Origin of the sequence: Mesorhizobium sp. M1252 (assembly GCF_040318265.1) — a bacterium.
GTDB lineage: Bacteria > Pseudomonadota > Alphaproteobacteria > Rhizobiales > Rhizobiaceae > Mesorhizobium.
On sequence record NZ_JAMYLX010000004.1, the window covers coordinates 243,388 to 264,177 of the forward strand.

At 63.1% G+C, this 20,790-nt stretch carries 19 protein-coding genes; 12 read left to right on the forward strand and 7 right to left on the reverse strand.

From position 1 onward, the window contains the following. Window positions 1-11 precede the first annotated feature (11 nt). Entirely contained in the window at window positions 12-1,157 is a 1,146-nt protein-coding gene (locus tag NKH22_RS10415; RefSeq protein WP_352909482.1) for a hypothetical protein, read from the forward strand. Window positions 1,158-1,181: 24 nt separating this feature from the next. Further along, window positions 1,182-3,092, forward strand: a complete 1,911-nt coding sequence (locus NKH22_RS10420; protein WP_352909484.1) for an AAA family ATPase — start codon at window positions 1,182-1,184, stop codon at window positions 3,090-3,092. A gap of 68 nt (window positions 3,093-3,160) precedes the next feature. Here the strand turns inward: NKH22_RS10420 and NKH22_RS10425 are convergent, their stop codons facing one another. Continuing rightward, a complete protein-coding gene (locus NKH22_RS10425; protein ID WP_023701543.1) occupies window positions 3,161-3,298 on the reverse strand; it encodes a hypothetical protein in 138 nt (45 codons plus the stop codon). A gap of 127 nt (window positions 3,299-3,425) precedes the next feature. On the opposite strand from NKH22_RS10425, the gene NKH22_RS10430 reads away from it, so the two are divergent. From NKH22_RS10430 to NKH22_RS10440, 3 genes are all read left to right on the forward strand, one after another. Then, window positions 3,426-4,730 carry a DUF6638 family protein gene (locus tag NKH22_RS10430; protein ID WP_023683664.1) on the forward strand — a complete coding sequence of 435 codons (1,305 nt, stop codon included), beginning with the start codon at window positions 3,426-3,428 and terminating at the stop codon, window positions 4,728-4,730. Window positions 4,731-4,746: 16 nt separating this feature from the next. Beyond that, complete coding sequence (locus NKH22_RS10435; protein ID WP_023686165.1) at window positions 4,747-5,871, forward strand: DUF2333 family protein; 1,125 nt, start codon at window positions 4,747-4,749, stop codon at window positions 5,869-5,871. A gap of 312 nt (window positions 5,872-6,183) precedes the next feature. Further along, window positions 6,184-7,863, forward strand: a complete 1,680-nt coding sequence (locus NKH22_RS10440) for a formate--tetrahydrofolate ligase (RefSeq protein ID WP_023821613.1) — start codon at window positions 6,184-6,186, stop codon at window positions 7,861-7,863. A gap of 74 nt (window positions 7,864-7,937) precedes the next feature. On the opposite strand, the gene NKH22_RS10445 is transcribed toward NKH22_RS10440, so the two are convergent. Beyond that, window positions 7,938-8,576, reverse strand: coding sequence for an isochorismatase family protein (locus NKH22_RS10445; protein WP_023821614.1), 639 nt, complete (start codon window positions 8,574-8,576; stop codon window positions 7,938-7,940). A 123-nt stretch (window positions 8,577-8,699) separates the two neighbouring features. On the opposite strand from NKH22_RS10445, the gene NKH22_RS10450 reads away from it, so the two are divergent. Beyond that, window positions 8,700-9,695, forward strand: coding sequence for a helix-turn-helix domain-containing protein (locus NKH22_RS10450; RefSeq protein WP_023821615.1), 996 nt, complete (start codon window positions 8,700-8,702; stop codon window positions 9,693-9,695). A 15-nt stretch (window positions 9,696-9,710) separates the two neighbouring features. Here the strand turns inward: NKH22_RS10450 and NKH22_RS10455 are convergent, their stop codons facing one another. After that, window positions 9,711-10,268 carry a sugar O-acetyltransferase gene (locus tag NKH22_RS10455; protein ID WP_023728279.1) on the reverse strand — a complete coding sequence of 186 codons (558 nt, stop codon included), beginning with the start codon at window positions 10,266-10,268 and terminating at the stop codon, window positions 9,711-9,713. 153 nt (window positions 10,269-10,421) lie between these two features. On the opposite strand from NKH22_RS10455, the gene NKH22_RS10460 reads away from it, so the two are divergent. The 4 genes from NKH22_RS10460 (at window position 10,422) to NKH22_RS10475 (ending at window position 14,712) form a co-directional block, all read left to right on the forward strand. Then, window positions 10,422-10,883 carry a membrane protein gene (locus NKH22_RS10460; RefSeq protein WP_023669981.1) on the forward strand — a complete coding sequence of 154 codons (462 nt, stop codon included), beginning with the start codon at window positions 10,422-10,424 and terminating at the stop codon, window positions 10,881-10,883. Continuing rightward, the gene (locus NKH22_RS10465) at window positions 10,880-12,271 is read left to right on the forward strand and encodes an FAD-containing oxidoreductase (protein ID WP_023807263.1); all 1,392 of its coding nucleotides are present in this window, start codon (window positions 10,880-10,882) and stop codon (window positions 12,269-12,271) included. The genes NKH22_RS10460 and NKH22_RS10465 overlap by 4 nt, the downstream gene beginning before the upstream one ends. 115 nt (window positions 12,272-12,386) lie before the next feature. Then, the gene (locus tag NKH22_RS10470; protein WP_023691617.1) at window positions 12,387-13,565 is read left to right on the forward strand and encodes an MFS transporter; all 1,179 of its coding nucleotides are present in this window, start codon (window positions 12,387-12,389) and stop codon (window positions 13,563-13,565) included. A gap of 91 nt (window positions 13,566-13,656) precedes the next feature. After that, window positions 13,657-14,712 (forward strand): succinylglutamate desuccinylase/aspartoacylase family protein, encoded by a 1,056-nt coding sequence (locus tag NKH22_RS10475; protein ID WP_023691618.1) that lies wholly within the window; start codon window positions 13,657-13,659, stop codon window positions 14,710-14,712. A gap of 1 nt (window position 14,713) precedes the next feature. Here NKH22_RS10475 and NKH22_RS10480 read toward each other — a convergent pair whose 3' ends face one another. Beyond that, on the reverse strand, window positions 14,714-15,484 hold the full coding sequence (locus NKH22_RS10480) for an isocitrate lyase/PEP mutase family protein (protein WP_023691619.1): 771 nt from the start codon (window positions 15,482-15,484) through the stop codon (window positions 14,714-14,716). Between the two features lie 321 nt (window positions 15,485-15,805). Here NKH22_RS10480 and NKH22_RS10485 point away from each other — a divergent pair, with 321 nt between their 5' ends. Together NKH22_RS10485 and NKH22_RS10490 are read left to right on the forward strand one after the other, a co-directional pair. Next, on the forward strand, window positions 15,806-17,995 hold the full coding sequence (locus NKH22_RS10485; protein WP_352909488.1) for an anthranilate synthase: 2,190 nt from the start codon (window positions 15,806-15,808) through the stop codon (window positions 17,993-17,995). Window positions 17,996-18,018: 23 nt separating this feature from the next. Beyond that, window positions 18,019-18,948: a cation diffusion facilitator family transporter gene (locus tag NKH22_RS10490; RefSeq protein ID WP_196815238.1), complete on the forward strand. Its 930-nt coding sequence runs from the start codon at window positions 18,019-18,021 to the stop codon at window positions 18,946-18,948. 6 nt (window positions 18,949-18,954) lie between these two features. Here the strand turns inward: NKH22_RS10490 and NKH22_RS10495 are convergent, their stop codons facing one another. The 3 genes from NKH22_RS10495 to NKH22_RS10505 all read right to left on the reverse strand — a co-directional run bounded on the left by NKH22_RS10495 (window position 18,955) and on the right by NKH22_RS10505 (window position 20,737). Then, the gene (locus NKH22_RS10495) at window positions 18,955-19,341 is read right to left on the reverse strand and encodes a type II toxin-antitoxin system VapC family toxin (protein WP_023821616.1); all 387 of its coding nucleotides are present in this window, start codon (window positions 19,339-19,341) and stop codon (window positions 18,955-18,957) included. Further along, window positions 19,338-19,583 (reverse strand): antitoxin, encoded by a 246-nt coding sequence (locus tag NKH22_RS10500; RefSeq protein ID WP_023724992.1) that lies wholly within the window; start codon window positions 19,581-19,583, stop codon window positions 19,338-19,340. The genes NKH22_RS10495 and NKH22_RS10500 overlap by 4 nt, the downstream gene beginning before the upstream one ends. Before the next feature lie 65 nt (window positions 19,584-19,648). Beyond that, the gene (locus tag NKH22_RS10505) at window positions 19,649-20,737 is read right to left on the reverse strand and encodes a hypothetical protein (protein WP_023817394.1); all 1,089 of its coding nucleotides are present in this window, start codon (window positions 20,735-20,737) and stop codon (window positions 19,649-19,651) included. Between the last annotated feature and the right edge of the window lie 53 nt (window positions 20,738-20,790).

A 20,790-nucleotide genomic window follows, 5' to 3' on the forward strand; every position in this document is an offset into this window, starting at 1 on the left:
GGCACACCGGCATGACTCCCGAAAACGAAGCGGCGGCGCGCTATTTTTCCGCCATCACGGCGGCACTCAGCGGCCTCGAAGTGTTCATGCGCGACGACCGCTCGCCGCTTTACCGGCACGGCATCGTCGCCAAGATTGTCGCCGAATACATTGCCCGGCTGGACAAATCGTTTTCCTGCTGGCGCAACCGGCTCGGCTTCATGGACACGTTCCGCATTTCGCGCGCCGACAGCGGCTATCCCGTCTTCCAGAACCTGCTCGAACTGGAAAACGACCGCCGCCAGGCCGAGGCGCGGCTGGCCAACATTCCGCTGGCCGGCGAATTGCGCGAGGAAATGGCCGACTTCATCCTGCGCCACAAGGAATTCCCCGAAGCGCTGCAGAAGTCGATGGCCGAGCGGCTCTATCTCGAGGACGTCAAGAGCGAACAGACTTTTGGCCCGTTCTCGCTGGCGCAGACGGCCAAGGTCTCGGTCAATCCAAAGACCGGGCGCCCCTATTACCTCGTGCACTGGGCGAGCTTCGACGGCAGCGCCAACCTGCCGCTGGTCTACATGGTGACGGTGGAGGATTCCTCCGAAAGCATGATCCGGCAGCTCGTTGACAGCAGCGGCAAGCTCAATGAACGGGTCGACATCCCGCTGCCGGTGGACGGCCTGCTCAACCCCGAACTCGCCCATCGCTTCGACGATTTCACCGAGAAGAATTCCGCCTACACGCTTTCGCCCGCAACGATTGCGGTCAATCTCGACAAGGATTTCGAGCCGCTGCACCCTAAGCAGCTGCGCCGCGTCGTGCTCGGCCCCTTTTATTCCGAAGGCATTACGGACAACAATTCGACCGTGACCGAGGTGCTGGCCAAGGTGCGCAAACCGGAAAATGCCTGGCTGCTCACCTGGACCATCCAGGAGGTCTACTCCAAGGGCGAGAAACCCGGCCGCAAGGGCCTGTTTTCGAGCGATAAGACGACGCAGGAATTCTTTATCAACACCGACGATCTCGAAGCCGCGCGCCAGGGTGTGTCGAGCTACGAGAACCACGCCCTGATCCCGCACGAAGCCTATCAAGCACTCTACGCCGCCGGCGAAGCTCAAAAGATCTTTTCCGGCTACAAGGTTCACATCCTGTCAAATGGGCAGGTGATTTCAGATGTCTGACCGTCACATCGCGGAGCATCCTTCATGGACACCGGCCTGACCACCATTCCGGAAGCGGCTATCGAAAAGCACCGCGCAACCGCGCAAAGCTTCATCACTCGCCTCGTCGTGCTGGAGGATCCTGCGCGCGAATCCGGCACAGCACTTGCCGGCACCAATCGCCGCTTTGTCTCGACAGTCTCGGTCGGCTCGGTGCGCCGTACCCGCGAGGTCGAGCTTACCAAGACCGTCGCCGCGATCCATCCCGACGACCAGCTGATGAGCATCCCGCAGCACACGCTGTTGTTCCGCGCCCGCCGCGGCCTGGCGATTGCGCTCGCCATCTCCGACGTCTTCGCCGAGGGCTCCGACCTCGAAAGCCTCCAGGCCAAGAACACCCGCGCGCCTCTTGAGGGCGATGAGGCGGCGACCTTCAAGAAGCTTCTGTCAGCCTCGGCTTACGTTTCAGCCTTCAGCCTCGCCTCTTACCTGTTCCAGCTGATCGACAGCGACGGCGAGGCTCCCAACGATATCGCCGAACCGGACTTCCTGTTCGACACGCCGCAGGACGCGGTGAAGTCGATTGTCGCCGGGTTGGACAAGGCGATTGCAGGCTCCAAGGACGATGGCGACCTGACGACGCGCGCGCGAGCTTTTGCACGGGTCGCCATTGATGGGCTGCTGGCCCGCAAAGGCCGCTTCGACGGCATCGGTCCGTTCGAGAACGCCCATATCCGCATCGACGCCGACGATTTCACCCTCGACGGCTTCGACGTCGCGCCCGGCAAGCGCTCCAAGCCGCTGGTGATGACCTTCAAGAAGCCGGAAGAGGTCGTCGGCAACCACATTGCCAAATACCAGTCGGTCAAGCTCGCCAAGATGCTGATGGCCTACGATTTCGAGCGCGAGTTGAACCCGTTCGTCGAACTCGGGGGCTTCCTCTTCACCTTCATCGGCGACGGCGCGCCGGGCACCGGCAAGACGACGCTGATCCAGATGATCGCCGGCCTCGTCAACAATTATTGCCAGGTTGCCGGCTATCCCTTCGCCTATGAGAATTTCGGCGTCGACCAGATCTCGTCCTACCAGGGCAAATCTGGCCAGAATTGCCGCCAGTTCATCAACAATGTCTTGAACCCACGCGTCATCGGTTTCGGCACCGTCGACGACATCGACCAGGTGGCGGCCCGCCGCTCCGACGACCGCGCCTCGGCCGGCCAACAGGAAATCACCGGCGTCTTGATGGACGCCTTTGCCGGCGCCGGCACGGTGGTGCGCGGCAATTGCTCGTTCGGCATGTTTTCCAACTATCCCGAAAATGTCGACGATGCGCTGCGCCAGCGCGCCGGGGCCCGCTGGCTGGTCGACGGCCCACAGAGCCGCGACGACTATATCGACATCTTCGTCCTGCTTGCCGGCAAGAACCACAAGATCCCACTCGGCGACCACAAGCTCTACGCCGCGCAGGAGATCCAGCGCGCGGTGACCGAAGCCTATGAGGAGCACGAGAAGCCTCAGGAAGACGGGCTGATGAAGGTCTATGAGCGCTACATGAAGGAGAATGGCGCGCCGAAATCGATGGCCGACATCGGCACTTATCTGCACCTGATCAAGGATGCCGAGCCGCGCTTCACCGGCCGAGCCATCAAGAACGTCACCGACGCCATCAAGATGCGCGCCATGGACATCGAGCTGCCCGACGACTGGTTCGAGAAGCCGGAAGTCTTCATGCACAAGGGCTACGACGAAAAGAAGGCCATGATCGAGGAACTGCGGGGGCCGTTCTCGATGGACATGGTCATGCAGGAGATCAACCGCTACGCCGACTCGGAGTTCCGCTATTCCGACAAATCCGACGACGCCGCGGTGGAGAAGCTGCTGCGCGACGCACGCCTGCGCGAACGGGCGGGGCGCGAGATGGAGGAGATGAAGAAGAAGGGGCTCTGGAATGCGTGAACTTCCTTCGCTGCCCGCGGGTGCTGAAAGGCTTGGCGCTAACGCTGACGCCCCCCTCTCCCCGTCCTTCACGCGGCGAGGGCAAGGGTGAGGGGCGGCGCATGCGTGGACCAGAGATCGCTACGACCATACTGGCAGCTATCGAACAGCGCCTCGATCGGGACATCCGGACCAATGATCTTCGATTTATTGACGCCAAAGGCCATGGGGAGACATGTCCTTGAATGCTAGCGCTGCCCCTCACCCTTACCCTCTCCCCGTGAAGAACGGGGAGAGGGAGGCGTCAGCGTTGGCGCTTCGCCACAACAGGCAACGCCGCTCGGAACGTTCTGCATGAGCCACGCCAAAAAACCCGACCTTCTCCGCGACAATGAGCTGATCTACGGCCGCTTGCTCACCGTCGACGAGTCGCACCTCATCCAGCGCTACAACAAGGCGCTTGTTGCCTTCGGCCTCAAGCCCACCAAGCTGAAGAGCTTCCAGATCGACCGCACCGGCTTCTCGCCCGAAGTGGCCGAGGAATGCGGCGATTACGATTATCTCGACCCCAATGAGGTCAACCGCCGCTTCATCATCCTGACGCCTTCGCAGATCGATCTGCCGGTGGTGCACACCGCCTTTTCCAACACCTCGCAGCTGATGTTCGAGTTCATGTCCAAGAACCAGCGCGCCATCGATGCGCTGACCATCAAGGATGTCATCTACGGCGAGATCGAGGATTCCGTTCCCCTGGTCAACGACATCGAGGATCTGCTGTCGATCAGCCAGGTCGAGTTCCGGGTGCTTTCGGCCGAGGACGTGCTGGGCAAGGCCGCCGAACTCGGCAAGCTGGTCGACCGGCTGAAGCAGGAGCCCGATGCCTGGCGCGACAACACCATGCTGAGCCGTATGGTGGAGCTGGCGAAGGTCTGCGGCGATATCCGTGAGAATGCGCTGGTGCCCGACCAGGTGATCTTCCGCCACAACGCCTACTGGACCAGCCATTTCGGCGGCGTCTACGTCTTCGTCGATCCTGATATGACCACCGTCATCGGCGACCCGGCCGCCCCCGGCTTTCGCCGTTCGCGGCCCTGGCAGGTCAGCTATCTCTCGATCAACGATGCCGACAAGGTGTTCAAGTTCCTGGCCAGCACCGGCCGCATCGAATTGCCGCGCGCGTCATGGGTCGAAAGCTCGGGCTATCTCGAGCATCGCGCCGAGATGGTGGTGCGCTCTCTCATCCGCGACACAGAGCCGAACCGCAATTTGACCGAGGTCGACAAGGTCTGGCTGCAGACCTGGATCCATGGCCATGCCGATCTGATCACCAAGGACGGCAATTTCCCCTTTCTCAACGCCGCCAAGCGTGAGATCGCCCAGCTCGGCCATCTCAAGATCGAGGATGTGTTTCCGCAACAGCGCTTCCTGGTCGTGCGTGGCAAGCCCGACCATCCCGACGCCTGGCTGACCAACCAGCTGATCTCGGATTTCGTGCCGCAGGACTTTGTCTCGCGTTACGTCTTCAACAAGCCGGGCTTCTACAAGGACTATGACGGCTACAGCGACGCCTGGCGGTCGCATGTTGTGGACGTTCTGAAAACCACATATTTGAAAGACAAAGTGGCGTTTCGCACGCGCCTTTACGGCCTGACTGACTGAGGGGTGAACGAGAGCCATGCTTGATCCGATCGTGAATTTCTTCACCCGCATCTTCCAATGGATAGGCCGCGGCATCGGCCTCGTCATCGGCGCGATCCTGTGGCCGTTCCTCTGGGCTGGGCGCTGGTATACGCAGCGCGGCTGGATCCTGAAGGCTGTGGTCGGCCTCGCGCTTCTGGTGTTGATCGGCCTCTACGCCAATTTCTTCTACGCCACCCAGTGGTGGAACAAGTTCGATCCCAACTACGTCGACAAATACACCTTCGAGAACCGCAACATTTCCGCCGGCGAACAGGTCGCGGCCGGCGCCGGCACCGACACCGCCAAGACCTGCGGCAATTCGGGCATCGCCCAGGTGGCGGCCGACCTGACGGACTTCAACGTCAACCAGAATGCCTGGATCTCGTCGATGATCCTCTACAAACTCGGCCTGTTCGGCATCGACTGGGACAACACGCCGTTCATGGACAACAAGGCCTCGTTCCAGCGCGGCATCAACCAGGCGGTGCGGCGCACCGCCACCGAGCTTGCCGACAATCTCGGCCGTGTCCGCACCACATCGCAGATCGACGGCGACCTGCAGGATGCGCGCGGCAATCTGCAGTTCGACGAGGAGACCTGGTATTTCGGCCTCAACCCGTTCGGCCCCAAGACGCCGACGCCGAGCTATTATCGCGATGCCGTCACCAAGCTGCGCTCCTTCAACGCCCGCCTCGGCAGCTGCCAGGCGACGTTCGATGCCCGCGCCGACAATCTGAAGCAGTATATCGACCGCATCTCTTCCGACATCGGTTCGACATCGGCGATCCTCAAGGAGCGCGCCGAAAACCATAACAATGGCTGGTTCGACTTCCGCGCCGACGACCGCTTCTGGTTCGCCTATGGCCAGCTCTATGCCTATTACGGCCTGATGAAGGGCGCCCAGGCCGACTTCGAGGACGTCATCAAGGAAAAGCATCTCGGCAATCTGTGGGACACGATGGATGCGCAATTCGTCTCGGCCCTGCGCATCCAGCCCTTCATCATCGCCAATGGCCGCGAGGATGGCTGGATCATGCCGACGCACCTGACGACGATGGGTTTCTACGTGCTTCGCGTGCGCTCCAACATGGTCGAGATCAGCAACGTCCTGACTCAGTAGCGTCCACAGCTTTCCCGGCGAGCGATGGCGAATTTGCGCCGTCGCCTCTGTCGCATTCCGTGCATTGGGCGGCTGTTTTGAGACGGCGGAACGTCGCGTCCTCTGGCTTCTATACGGCGCGGCAACGGAGCCAGGAAGAACCGGCGACAGGTCGGCCGGCCGCGGAGACACTTTCTTCATAGGAAACATAGTTGCATGCAAGTTGACGCCGCGGGAGCGACAGGGTTAGAACATGCCCGCGCCCGGGTTCAACATGCCTGCGAGTGAGATCAAACCCGTCCCCTCCACCGTCCAATCCGAAGGAAAGCCGTCATGGCCGAAGTGAAGTCCGACATCGAGATCGCGCGCGGCGCCAAGAAAAAGCAAATCCAGGAGATCGGCGCCAAGATCGGCATCCCGACCGAGCACCTTTTGCCCTACGGCCACGACAAGGCGAAGATTTCGGCCGAATTCATCAAATCGGTGAAGGGCAACAAGGACGGCAAGCTGATCCTCGTCACCGCCATCAACCCGACGCCGGCCGGCGAAGGCAAGACGACCACCACCGTCGGCCTTGGTGACGGTCTGAACCGCATCGGCAAGAAGGCGATCGTCTGCATCCGCGAGGCTTCGCTCGGCCCGAATTTCGGCGTCAAGGGCGGTGCTGCCGGCGGCGGCTACGCGCAGGTCGTGCCGATGGAGGACATGAACCTCCACTTCACCGGCGACTTCCACGCCATCACCACGGCGCACAACCTTCTGTCAGCGCTGATCGACAACCACATCTACTGGGGCAATGAGCTCGGCATCGACACCCGCCGCGTCGCCTGGCGCCGCGTCATGGACATGAACGACCGGGCGCTGCGCGAAATCATCTGCTCGCTCGGCGGCGTCGCCAACGGTTATCCGCGCGAGGCCGGCTTCGACATCACCGTCGCCTCGGAAGTCATGGCTATCCTGTGCCTTTCCACCGACCTCAAGGATCTGGAAAAGCGCCTTGGCGACATCATCGTCGCCTACCGCCGCGACAAGACGCCGGTCTATGCCCGCGACCTCAAGGCCGACGGCGCCATGGCGGTGCTGCTGAAGGACGCCATGCAGCCAAACCTGGTGCAGACGCTGGAAAACAACCCGGCCTTCGTCCATGGCGGTCCGTTCGCCAACATCGCCCATGGCTGCAACTCGGTCGTCGCCACCACGACGGCGCTGAAGCTCGCCGACTACGTCGTCACCGAAGCCGGCTTCGGCGCCGACCTCGGTGCTGAAAAATTCTTCGACATCAAGTGCCGCAAGGCGGGTTTGAAGCCGGCGGCTGCCGTCATCGTCGCCACGGTGCGCGCCATGAAGATGAATGGCGGCGTCAAGAAGGAAGACCTCGGCAAGGAAAACGTCGAGGCGGTGAAGAAGGGCTGCGCCAACCTTGGCCGCCACATCGAGAACATCCGGCAGTTCGGCGTGCCGGCGGTGGTTGCGATCAACCACTTCTATTCCGATACCGACGCCGAGATCCAGGCGATGAAGGACTATGTCGCCTCGATGGGCGAGGAGGCGATCCTGTGCAAGCACTGGGCCAATGGCTCCGCGGGCATCGAGGAACTCGCCAACAAGGTGGTGGCGCTGGCCGAATCCGGGGCGTCGCAGTTCGCGCCGCTCTATCCCGATGACATGCCGCTGTTTGAGAAGATCAACACCATCGTCCAGCGCATCTATCGCGGCTCGGAGGCGATCGCCGACAAGTCGGTGCGCGACCAGCTCAGGGCCTGGGAAGACGCCGGCTACGGCAAGTTGCCGGTCTGCATGGCCAAGACCCAGTATTCCTTCTCGACCGACCCGAACCTGCGCGGCGCGCCGACCGGGCACACCGTGCCGGTACGCGAGGTCAGGCTTTCGGCGGGCGCCGGCTTCGTCGTCGTCATCTGCGGTGAGGTCATGACCATGCCCGGCCTGCCCAAGGCGCCGTCCTCGGAAAAAATCTTCCTCAACGAGATCGGCCAGATCGAAGGCCTGTTTTGAAAATTTCGAGATCGTTGCGAGATCCAAGAAGGGCGGCCACTGGCCGCCCTTTTGCTTTTCGGGGACAGATTTGCCTATGCAGCGTTGCGCGCCAGCGCGCGCTGGTTGGACGCATAGGGCGTGTCGCGTTCGGGCAAAGCACCGGTCTTCAGGCAATCGATCCATTCGGCGGTCTTGAGCACGGCCGCAAAGCGCGACTGCAGGATGATGGACACCACGCGGTGGATCTCCTCGGCCGAGGCGTAGCCGGCGCTGTTGGCGTAAGGCAGCGAACCGGTGGCGTCGGACAGGAACTCGACCGCAAAGCCGACATGCGCGGCGTGGATGATGCTCGACAGGTCGCAATTATGCGTCATGTAGCCGATCACCGTTATCGTATCGATGGTATTGGCGCGCAGCCACGCCTCGAGGTCGGTGCCGGCAAAGGCGCTAGGCAGTGACTTCTCGACATAGTGGTCGCGGCTTCGCCGGGCGATCTCGGGATGCAGTTCGCCGCCATGGCTGCCCTTGGCGAAGACTGGCGAGGTCTCGGGCGCCATCTGCTTGACGACCACCACCTTCACGCCGGCCGCAGCGGCGGCATCCATAGCGCGCGCGACATTGACGACGCTGTCGCGGAACGGCGGACACTGGATGGCGAGATTGCCGCCATCATAATCATTCTGGACATCGATAACGATGAGTGCGCGGCGCGGCGTGATATTGGTGGACATGGTGTTCTCCTTCGAGCTTGAATCGGACAGGAAATAGGCGAATCACCCGACTGCCAAAAGTGGCCCGATTGACATCATTCGAAAGAATTGGGACAATCCGCTTTTCGCTTGCTGGAAACACGCATGGCCGACCCGATCATTGCCGTTCTCGCCTTTGACGGCATCAGCCCGTTCCACCTCTCCGTGCCGTGCGTGGTGTTCGGCACCGACCGCACCAAGCTTGGCCTGCCGCGTTTCGACTTTCGCGTCTGCGCGCTCGACGATGGAGCGATCCACACCGATGCCGGGCTGACCATCGCGGTGCCGTATGGCCTTTCCGCATTCGACGATGCCGACATTGTCGTCATTCCGAGCTGGAAGAATCTCGACACCCCGCTTCCCCCGCCGCTCCTGGCAGCGCTCACCCACGCGCACCGGCGCGACGCGCTGATCGTCGGCCTCTGCCTCGGCACCTTCGCCATCGCTGCCGCCGGGCTGCTTGCCGGCCGGCGGGCGGCCACGCATTGGTCCTCCACCGACCGGTTGCAGGCGCTGCATCCCGACATCGAAGTCGACGCCGACGTGCTCTATGTCGACGATGGCGACATCGTCACCTCGGCCGGCGTCGCCGCCGGGCTCGATTGCTGCCTGCACATTGTGCGCGCCCGCTATGGCGCCGAGGTAGCGCTGCGGCTGGCCAGGCACATCGTGCTGTCGCCGCACCGGCAGGGTGGGCAAGCGCAGTTCATCGAGCGCCCGCTGGCGAAAACCCCGGCCACCGACCGCTTCACCCTGGCGCTCGACACGGTGCGGGCGACGCTCGGACAAACGCACAACCTCGACCGCGTCGCGGAGGCCGCGGGCCTGACCCGGCGCACTTTCACCCGCCGTTTCCAGAAATCGATCGGCACCAGCTTTGGCGAATGGTTGGCCGGCCAACGCATCGAACTGGCGCAACAGCTGCTGGAGGCGACGGAAAAATCGATGGACATGGTGGCCTTCGAAGCCGGCTTCGGCAGCGCCACCTCGCTGCGCCAGCATTTCGCCGCACGGCTCAAGACGTCACCGGCCCAATACCGGCGTGAATTCTCGCGGCGAGCCGGTCCGGACGAGCGTATGGCACGCACGGCTTCATACTGACCGCCCATGACGAGTTCAGCCCCGCTTGACCGCCCGCGCCGGATTGCCGACCACCGTGGTGTTGTCAGGCACGTCGCGCGTCACCACCGCGCCGGCGCCGACTATGGCGCCATCGCCGATGCTGATGCCGCCGAGGATGATGGCGCTGCCGCCGATCCAGGCGTCATTGCCGATGGTGACCGGCCGGGCAATCTCCAGTCCCGACTGACGGCCCGCGGCCTCCTTGTGGTGCTCGGCGCAGTAGATCTGCACATTGGGGCCGAGAAGCGTCCGCCTGCCGATACGCACCGGCGCGGGGTCGAGGATGGTGCAGCCGGCATTGAGGAAGGCGCCGTCGCCGAGATGGATGTTGAAACCGTAGGCGCAGTGGAAAGGCGCCTCGATCCGGGAGCCTGCGCCCGCGCTGCCGAGCAGCGCCAATAGCGTCGGGCCGATATTGCCGCGTTGCTGGGGCGGCAGCGCGTTGTGCTCGAACACCGCATCGCGCGCGATCACGCGGAGCGCCTCCAGTTCGTCGTCGATGCAGGTGTACCATTCGCCTGCAATCATCCTTGTGCGTTCGCTTCCGGCCATCACAGCGACTCCGTCCCTTCGTCGTGTTCGACTGGTTACCAAAGTACAATGCTCACTGATGGAAGAAGCACCATCGCCTACTCTCGTCAAACGTAGGACCTATGCTAGCTTGCCTCGTGGGCCAGTCCCGGGCCTGCTTTCGAGGGGATCTAAATGCTCTATTTGCTTGCACTTCTGATCGGCGTCATTGCCGGTCTTCGCGCCATGACCGCGCCGGGCGCGATCGCCTGGGGCGCGTATCTCGGATGGCTGCCGGTGGCCGGCACCTGGGCAAGTTTCATGGGCCATTGGGCCGCCGTCGGTATCTTCACCATCCTCGCCATCGTCGAACTGGTCACCGACCAGCTGCCCTCGACGCCGAGCCGCAAGGTGCCGCAGCAATTCGGCGCCCGCATCCTGCTTGGCGCCTTCAGCGGCGCGGTGATCGGCGCCACTGCCGGTTCCACCATTGGTGGCCTGATTGCCGGCGCCATCGGTGCCGTCATCGGCACCTATGGCGGCGCCGAAGCGCGCGGCCGGTTGGCCGCCGCCTTCGGCAAGGATTTGCCTGCCGCCCTCATCGAGGACGCGGTGGCGATCATCGGCGGCCTGCTGATCGTGGCGGCGGTGGTATGACTGCCCAAGCCTCAGACGCCAAGACATACGACGCCATCATCATCGGCGCCGGACAGGCCGGCCCTCCTCTCGCCGGCCGGCTGACGTCAGCCGGCATGAGCGTGGCGCTGATCGAGCGCAAGCTGGTCGGCGGCACCTGCGTCAACACCGGCTGCATGCCGACGAAGACCATGGTCGCCAGCGCCTATGCCGCGCATCTGGCGCGGCGTGCCGCGGACTATGGCGTGACGTTCTCAGGCCCTGTCGGCGTGGACTACAAGAGGATCAAGGCGCGCAAGGACAAGGTCACCAATGACTCCCGCACCAATCTGGAGACCTGGATCGCCGGCATGAAGGGCTGCACGCTCTATCGCGGCCATGCCCGCTTCGAATCCGCCAACACGGTGCGCGTCGGCGACGAGCTTCTGACTGCCGAAAAGATCTTCCTCAACACCGGCGGCCGCGCCTCGGTGCCCGACCTGCCCGGCGTCAACGACGTCGACTACCTCACCAACTCCTCAATGATGGACCTCGAAATTCTGCCGCGCCACCTCGTCATCGTCGGCGGCAGCTATATCTCGCTCGAATTCGCGCAGATGTTCCGCCGCTTCGGTTCGGAAGTCACCGTCATCGAGAAGAGCCCGCGCCTGACCGGCCGCGAGGACGAGGACGTCTCAGCGGCCATCCTGTCGGTCCTCGAGAATGAAGGCGTAGCGGTCCATGTCGGCGCCGACAACATCGGCTTTGCCCAACAGGGCGAGGACATCGCCGTGACCTTCTCGTACGGCAAGCCGCCGGCTGTCGGCTCGCACGTGCTCCTGGCGCTCGGCCGCACCCCCAACACCGACGATCTCGGTCTCGACAAGGCCGGTGTCGCGGTCGACCTGCGCGGCTTCGTCACCGTCGACGACCAGTTGCGCACCAGCGTGCCCGGCGTCTGGGCGATGGGCGACTGCAACGGCAAGGGCGCCTTCACCCACACCTCCTACAACGATTACGAGATCGTCGCCGCCAATCTGCTCGACGACGATCCGCGCAAGGTCAGCGACCGCATCGAGGCCTATGCGCTCTACATCGATCCGCCGCTCGGCCGCTGCGGCATGACCGAGGCTGCGGTGAAGAAATCCGGCCGCAAGGCGCTGGTCGGCCAGCGGCCAATGACCCGCGTCGGCCGCGCCATCGAAAAGGGCGAGACGCAAGGTTTCATGAAGATCCTGGTCGATGCCGACACCAAGCAAATCCTCGGCTGCTCCGTGCTCGGCCCCGGCGGCGACGAGGCGGTGCACTGCGTGCTCGACCTGATGTACGCCAAGGCGCCGGTCGATACGCTGGCGCGCGCCGTGCATATCCACCCCAACGTCTCGGAGCTGTTGCCAACCATCGCCCAGGAGCTGAAGCCGCTCGCCTGATATGACTCCGCGTCAAGCTCAGCGCTTTCTGCATTGGTGCGTTGCAGCAATGTGCATTGCGCGCGGCAAGGCTTCTCGTTCAGTCTGAATTGAACCGATTCAGTCTGGATTTTCCATGCCTTTGCCGATCCTTGCGCTTGCCATTGCGTCCTTCTGCATCGGCACCACCGAATTCGTCATCATGGGCCTGTTGCCGGAGGTTGCGGCCGATCTCGGCGTGTCGATCCCCTCGGCCGGCCTGCTGGTCACCGGCTATGCGCTGGGCGTCGTCTTCGGCGCACCCATCGTCGCCATGGCCACCGCGCATCTGCCGCGCAAGCCAGTGCTGGTCACGCTGACGGCGATGTTCGTCGTCGGCAATCTGCTCTGCGCCATTGCGCCCAATTACTGGCTTCTGATGGCCGCGCGCGTCTTCACCGCGTTTGGTCATGGCGCCTTTTTCGGCATTGGTTCCGTCGTTGCCGCCAGCCTGGTGCCGCGCAACAAGCGCGCCAGCGCCATGGCGATGATGTTCGCGGGATTGACGCTCTCCAACATTCTCGGCGTTCCTGCCGGCACCGCGCTTGGCGAAGCCTTCGGCTGGCGCTCCACCTTCTTTGCCGTCGTCGGCATCGGCCTGATCTCTGTTGCCGCCATCGCCTGGCTGGTGCCATCCAATGTCGTCAAACCGAGCGGCGGCGGCCTGCGCAGCGAACTGCGCGTGCTGGGCAAGCTGCAGGTCTGGCTCGCCATGCTGATCGCCTCGCTGGCCTCGGCCAGCCTGTTTGCCGTCTTCACCTACATCAAGCCCTACCTTACCGATGTCTCCGGCCTGTCGACCTCCGCGGTCACCTGGGTCCTGCTGCTGTTCGGCGCCGGCATGACCATAGGCAACATCATCGGCGGCCGGCTGGCCGACTGGAAATTGATGCCGACGGTCATCGGCACGCTGCTTTTGATGGCAGTTCTGTTTGTCGGCTTCATGCAGTACGGCGCGATCGCCAGCGTCGCCATCGGCATCGTCTTCTTGTGGGGACTGCTGATCTTCGTCGTCGTGCCGCCGCTGCAGATCCGCGTCGTCGAAGCGGCTTCGGAAGGGCCGAACCTCGCCGCCACGCTCAACCAGGGCGCATTCAATGTCGGCAATGCCAGCGGCGCCTGGATCGGCGGCGTGGCTCTGTCGGCCGGCGTTTCCTATGCTCATTTGCCGCTGGTCGGCGCGGTGCTGGCCCTGCTGGCGGTCAGCGTCGCCGTTGTCTCGCAGGCGCTCGAAGGATCGGCGCCGATAACGACGGTTCCGGCCGCCGCCGAATAATTCCATTGCGCCCATGGCGGCGCGAACTGGACCAATCGACAGCCCCTCGGCAAACGTGCATGTGTTCTGCCTCTTATCCTGGAGGCATCCCATGCAGAAATCGATCGAACGCATCGCCGGCGATACCGAAGGCGTTTCCTACGAATTCCCGGTGTTCCGCTTCGCCGGCGCCGACAAGGCAGCACCTTCGGCCTATCTGCAGGCAGCACTCCACGCCGGTGAATTGCCTGGTGTCGTCGCCATCGACGCCTTGATGCCGGCGCTGAACAAGGCCGAAGCCGAAGGCCGCATCAAGGGCAACATCACGGTCGTGCCCTGGGCCAATCCGATCGGCCGCGCGCAATATCATTTCGGCGAGCACCAGGGCCGCTTCCATCTCGGCACCCGCAACAATTTCAACCGCGGCTTTCCGTTGCTCGCAGCACCGGACGCCAAGCTTTTGCCCGACACCACGCTTGGCACCCCCGACCAGCGATTGAAGACCCGTCTGGTGCAGCTGTCGCTCGGCCACGACATCGTGCTCGACCTGCATTGCGACGACGAGGGCCTTGCCTATCTCTACGTCCACGCCAGCCTGTGGCCGGCGATGGCCGATTGCGCCGCCGCCATGGGTGTCGACGCCGTGGTGTTGTGGAGCGAGGACACCGACGGCACCTTCGAGGGCGCCACGATCATGCCCTACCAGAACGTCCCCGCCAACGTGGCGAAGCTCGACCGCCGCGTTGCCACCACGGTAGAATACCGTGGCATGCTGGATGTCGACGGCGCGCTGGCAAGTTCCGATGCCGAAGGCCTTTACCGACTGCTGGCGGCGCGCGGCGTCATCGCCGATACCGCCCTTCCCGCACCCGGCGCGTTCAAGGGCCTCGTCGCGCCGCTGGAGAACATCGACATGATGCCGGCGCCCCGGGCCGGCGCCATCCTCTACGACGTCAAGCCCGGCGACCGCGTCGCCAAGGGCGCGCGCCTCGCCACCATCGTCCACACACCGGGCGAGGCCGGCGGCCGCACCGAAGTGCTGGCGCCGCAGGACGGCGTCATCCTGACCCGCCGCTCGCGCCGCATCATCCGCGCCGGCGAGGATCTCTTGAAGCTGGTCGGCGACAAGAAGAGCGCCGACGCGAGGTCAGGCACGCTGGAGGACTGAGCTAACCCGAAATCGCCAGCCGCGCCTTGGCCTCCAGCCATTCGGCCATCTGCCGGTACGGCACCGGGCCGTGGCTGACACGGGCGACACCAAGCTCGGCCAGGCGCTGGCGCGGCGGCACATGCGCCAGCGCGATGATGTTGACCGGCAATGCCGTCGCCTTGCACAGCGCCTCAATCAGACCCTCGTCGCCGAGCCCCGGCGCAAAGAAGCCGCTCGCTCCTGCCTTTTCATAAGCGTGCGCCCGCTCGATGGCCTGGTCGAGCAGCACGCTGTCATGCACATCCGGCTTGGCCTTGAGGAAAATGTCGGTACGGGCGTTGATGTAGGCGGGAATGCCGGAAGCCTTCACCGCCGCCGCTGCCGCCTCGATCCGCTTCACCTGTACCGCGATGTCGTGCAGACCAGCGCCGCCGACGATCTGGTCCTCGAAATTGAAACCGATGGCGCCGGCCTGCAGGGCACGTGTCACCGTCTGGGCGACAGTCTCCGGCTCGACGCCGTAGCCGCCTTCGAGGTCCATGGTCACCGGCAGGTCGACTGCCGCCACGATGCGCTTGATGTTGTCCAGCGCTAGCTCCAGCGGGATTTTCTCGCCATCGGCATAGCCGAAAGCAGCCGCGACCGGCCAGCTGCCGGTGGCGATCGCCTTGGCGCCCGCCCTCTCGACGATCTTGGCCGAGCCCGGATCCCAGGCATTGTAGAGAACGATCGGGTTGCCCTTGACATGAAGGGCATGGAACGTGCGTGCGCGCTCGATCTGCTCGGTCATTGCTGTCTTCCCGTCTTTCCGATGTTGGACGAACAGTCTAGGCAGGACCCCAAGCCTTGGCGATGTGCCATGGGCTGCGGAAGCGGCGGCCACAAACAGGCCTTTCAAACCTGTTGCGCATCCGGCTTTTCGCCGCTATGGATTTCGCCCATGAACATGCGCTCGATCAAGACCATTTGGTGGTGGGCCCGCTGACAGCGGCCTGTTCGAACGCGTGCGCGTGAAAATAGAGGGTGGCCGCAACGGAATGTCCGGGCGGCCATTTGTTTTTTCAAAGCCAGTCCCGGGTCCGTTGCCCCAACAAGCCATATGGAGACGGCAATGACGATCAAGGCTCTGGAAAACGGCGCGGAAAGCTTCGTGACCGCAGGTGGTGTCACCATCACCCGCGAACGCCACGACAAGCCTTACGCCGGTGCGATCGACGCTTATGTCGACGGCTTGAACTCGCGCCGTGGTGCGGTGTTTTCCTCGAATTACGAATATCCGGGCCGCTACACACGCTGGGATACGGCCATCATCGATCCGCCGCTGGTGATTTCCGCGCGTGGCCGCGCCATGCGCATCGAGGCGCTGAACGGCCGTGGCGAAGTGCTGCTGCCGATGATCGGCAAGACGCTGGCCGGCATTACCGAGGTGACGATTGCTGAAACCTCGAAAAAGCTGATCCGCCTCGATGTCGCCAAGCCCGGCCGCGTCTTCACCGAGGAAGAGCGCAGCCGCGTCCCCTCTGTGTTTACTGTGCTGCGCGCCATCACCGCTTTGTTCAAGACCGATGAAGACGCCAATCTCGGCCTTTACGGCGCCTTCGGTTACGACCTCGCCTTCCAGTTCGATCCAGTCGACTACAAGCTCGAGCGCAAACAGAGCCAGCGCGATCTCGTGCTGTTCCTGCCTGACGAGATCCTGGTCGTCGACCATTATTCGACCAAGGCCTGGACCGACCGCTACGACTATTCCGGCGACGGTTTTTCAACCGAGGGGCTGCCGCGCGACGAAATCGCCGAACCGTTCAAGACCGCCGACCGCATCCCGCCGCGCGGCGACCATGAGCCGGGCGAATATGCCAATCTGGTGCGCAAGGCGATGGACAGTTTCAAGCGCGGCGACCTGTTCGAGGTCGTGCCCGGGCAGATGTTCTACGAACGCTGCGAGACGCAGCCTTCCGAAATCTCGCGCAAGCTGAAGTCGATCAACCCGTCGCCCTATTCCTTCTTCATCAATCTCGGCGAAAACGAGTATCTGATCGGCGCCTCGCCCGAAATGTTCGTGCGCGTCAATGGCCGCCGCGTCGAGACCTGCCCGATATCCGGCACCATCAAGCGCGGCGACGACGCCATTTCCGACAGCGAGCAGATCCGGAAGCTGCTCAACTCCAAGAAGGATGAATCCGAGCTGACAATGTGCTCGGACGTCGACCGCAACGACAAGTCCAGGGTCTGCGATCCGGGCTCGGTGCGCGTCATCGGCCGCCGCCAGATCGAAATGTATTCGCGCCTGATCCACACCGTCGATCACATCGAAGGGCGCCTGCGCGAAGGCATGGATGCCTTCGACGCCTTCCTGTCGCATGCCTGGGCGGTCACCGTCACCGGCGCGCCGAAACTGTGGGCCATGCGCTTCATCGAGCAGAACGAAAAGAGCCCGCGAGCCTGGTATGGCGGCGCCATCGGCATGGTCAATTTCAACGGCGACATGAACACCGGCCTGACGCTCCGCACCATCCGCATCAAGGACGGCATTGCCGAGGTGCGAGCAGGCGCCACGTTGCTCTTCGACAGCATCCCCGAGGAAGAAGAAGCCGAAACCGAACTGAAGGCATCCGCCATGCTCTCCGCCATTCGCGACGCCAAATTGGGCAATGCCGCAGGCGCCGAACGCACCACCGCGCGCGTCGGCGACGGCGTCAACATCCTGCTCGTCGACCACGAGGACTCCTTTGTCCACACACTGGCCAACTATTTCCGCCAGACCGGTGCCAATGTCTCGACCGTGCGTTCGCCGGTGCCGGAAGAAGTCTTCGAACGGCTGAAGCCCGATCTCGTCGTGCTGTCGCCCGGACCGGGCACGCCGAAGGATTTCGACTGCGCCGCGACCATCAAGAACGCCCGCGCCCGCGACCTGCCGATCTTCGGTGTCTGCCTTGGCCTGCAGGCGCTGGCGGAGGCCTATGGCGGCGAACTCAGGCAGTTGCACGTGCCGATGCACGGCAAGCCGTCGCGCATCCGCGTCTCCAAGCCTGGAATCATCTTCTCCGGCCTGCCCAAGGAAGTGACCGTCGGCCGCTACCACTCGATCTTCGCCGATCCGGTGCGGCTGCCCGACGATTTCATCGTCACCGCCGAGACCGAGGACGGCATCATCATGGCCTTCGAACACCGCAAGGAGCCGATCGCCGCCGTCCAGTTCCATCCGGAATCGATCATGACGCTCGGCCACAATGCCGGCATGCGCATCATCGAAAACATCGTTGCGCATCTGCCGCGCAAGGCCAAGGAAAAGGCCGCTTAGAAACGATGGCGGCAACGGACAACATGGCGGCGATCGCAGCGAAGGCAGCGGCCAGGCAAAGGATCGCCAGCCTTGCCTTCTGGTCGATTGTCATCGCCTGCGTGGTGCTCGCGCTCAAGCTTGCCGCATGGTACGTCACCGGCTCCGTTGCGCTCTATTCGGATGCGCTGGAGTCGATCGTCAACGTCATAGCCTCGGCCGCCGCCTATTGGGCGGTCCTGGTCAGCTACAAGCCGGCCGACCAGGACCATCCGTTCGGCCACCACAAGGCCGAGTATTTTTCGGCGGTGCTGGAAGGCGTGCTGATCGTGCTCGCCGCGCTTTTGATCCTCAACGAGGTCTGGCGCTCCTGGCAGACGCCGACCCCGCTCGAACAACCCTGGGAGGGCCTGGCGATCAACGGCGTCGCCACCGTCATCAACGCCTTCTGGGCCTGGACGCTGATCCGCGCCGGGCGCAGCGCAAAATCACCGGCGCTGGTCGCCGACGGCCGGCACATCATGACCGACGTCGTGACCTCGGTCGGCGTCTTCGGCGGCCTCGTCGGCGCTATCCTGACCGGTTGGCAGATCCTCGATCCGGCGCTTGCCGTCATCGTCGCGCTCAACATCCTGTGGCAGGGCTGGCACGTCATCGGCTCGTCGATGAACGGGCTGATGGACCGCGCAGTGGACACGTCCGAACACATGCACATTCGCGACATCATCTCGGCCAATTGCAAGGGCGCGCTGGAGGTTCATGACCTCAAGACCCGCATCGCCGGCCGCGCCACCTTCATCGAGTTCCATCTGGTCGTCGACGCCGACATGACGGTCGGCGCCAGCCACGTCATTTGCGACCGCATCGAGGACGCGCTGAAGGCCGAAATCCCCTCGGTGCGCGTCACCATCCATGTCGAACCGGACGACGAGGCGAAGCTGCCGAAAGGCACGACGGCGGTGCCGTTCGCGTGAGGCGAGTTACCACGTTTCGATAGTGAGATCTTTGATCCGCTCGAATTCCCGGATATTGCGGGTTATCAGCGTGAGGTCCCGAGCACGTGCCTGCCCGCCAATCAGCGCATCGTAGGGACCAATCGGGGTTCCCAGTGCCGCAAGCCCAGCACGAATCTCACCGGCATGTCTCGCGTCGTCTCGGTCGAATTCAAGTACCGGGAACTGCAAGGCGTCGATGCGCGCCAGATTTTGGACCTTTCGCTGGCTCTTTTCAGCGCCGTAGTACAGCTCATGCAAAACGACCGCCGAGAGAGCAAAGTCTTGTGGTGCATGCCGTTTGAGCAAAGCCAGCAGACCCTCGTCGCCCGAGATGATCGCTATGACGGCATTGGTGTCGAGCAGGTAGGTCACTTAAAGAGGTCATCCAAAGCAGGTCGATCCTGACCATCCTGACGCTCCAGCGCTCCCTGGACGAAATCGTCGTCAACCGGTCCGATGACCTGGTCGAGCCATGCCCAATCCTGCGCAAGCGGCTCCAAGATGACAGTTTGCCCATGACGACGGATCGAAACCTCGTCTGCCTCGAACCGAAACTCCTTAGGCAAGCGCACAGCTTGTGACCGGCCTGACCAGAACACCTTTGCCTTGTCCATGTGCTATCCTCAAATGAGATATAGCAAAGATATATACCATGGTAGCGTCATAGACAAGATCGAACTCAACGAGTGCAGGCCGACTGCGGCATAGCCTCCAACCGGTAGACCTTGTCATCGGACTTGGTCTTGCCATCCGCCGAGCACAAATCGACGATCGCCAGGCTGCTATTGGGATTGGCCAGCATCAGGGTGCCGTTGGCGCCGCGCTTGAGGAAGATTTCCTTTTGCGCGATATCGCAGGAAAAGTTGCTCATCTTCGAACTGGCCGCGCAGCGCCATTGATCCGCTTCACCCTGGCAGGAATAGGTCTGCGTGACCTTCGTCCCGTTCTTCCTGGTGGTCACCGAAACGGCGACATCGGAGCCGTCGGGCCAGTTGGCGACATCGCCTGAGGCAAAGGAGGCGAGTTCGACCGGCCCGCGGAAGACCCGGATCGACTGCGTCACCTGGTCGGGATGCGAGGAGAGATGCGCGGCATCGTAGTCTCGCCCGAAACAGAAAGGCTGGTCCGGCTTCAGTCGCTCGCGCAAGGGAGCCCCAAGCGCCGGATCGATCGGGTCGATCTTGGCGAATTCAGCCTGGCAGGTTGCGGCCGGCATCGGGTCGAGGCGGAAATTATTGTCCTCCGAGCCCAGCGCCTGCCGGTCATATTCGGCTTCGCCCAGTTCGTCTTCCGATCCGGCGTCGAGATAGAGATCGGACGAGACGTCGGTGAGGATCAGGCGGCCTTTGTCATCGAGCTTCAGCGACGCCATGGTGCGGTCGCAGTCCATGCCGCAGCGGATCGGACCTGACTTGCCGTCCTCGGACTCGTGATTGCACCAGCCGCCGGCCCATTGCGGCGCCTTGGCGCCGCGCACCGTGGTGGTGAGAAAACCGTTGTAGGAGGTGTCGGCGTTTGCCATCGGCTCTTCGTTCGGATGGCTCACCGGATCATGGCCATAGAGGAAGAAGATCCGCGCCACCTTCTGCTTTGGATGCGCCTTGAGGTGCGCCGCATCATAGACGCGGCCGAAACACGCATCGGCGCCATTCGGGCTGAGTTCGGGTAATTTAAGCGCATCGCCGGCAAGGGCCGAACTTGCAAGCGCGCCGAGCAGCACGGCGCCAAATCCAGCGCTGGCAACAACCTTCCACTTCCTGAACGCCATGTGACCCCCTCCTCGCATCGACAGGACGTAACGTGAATTTATGCTAGTATCAT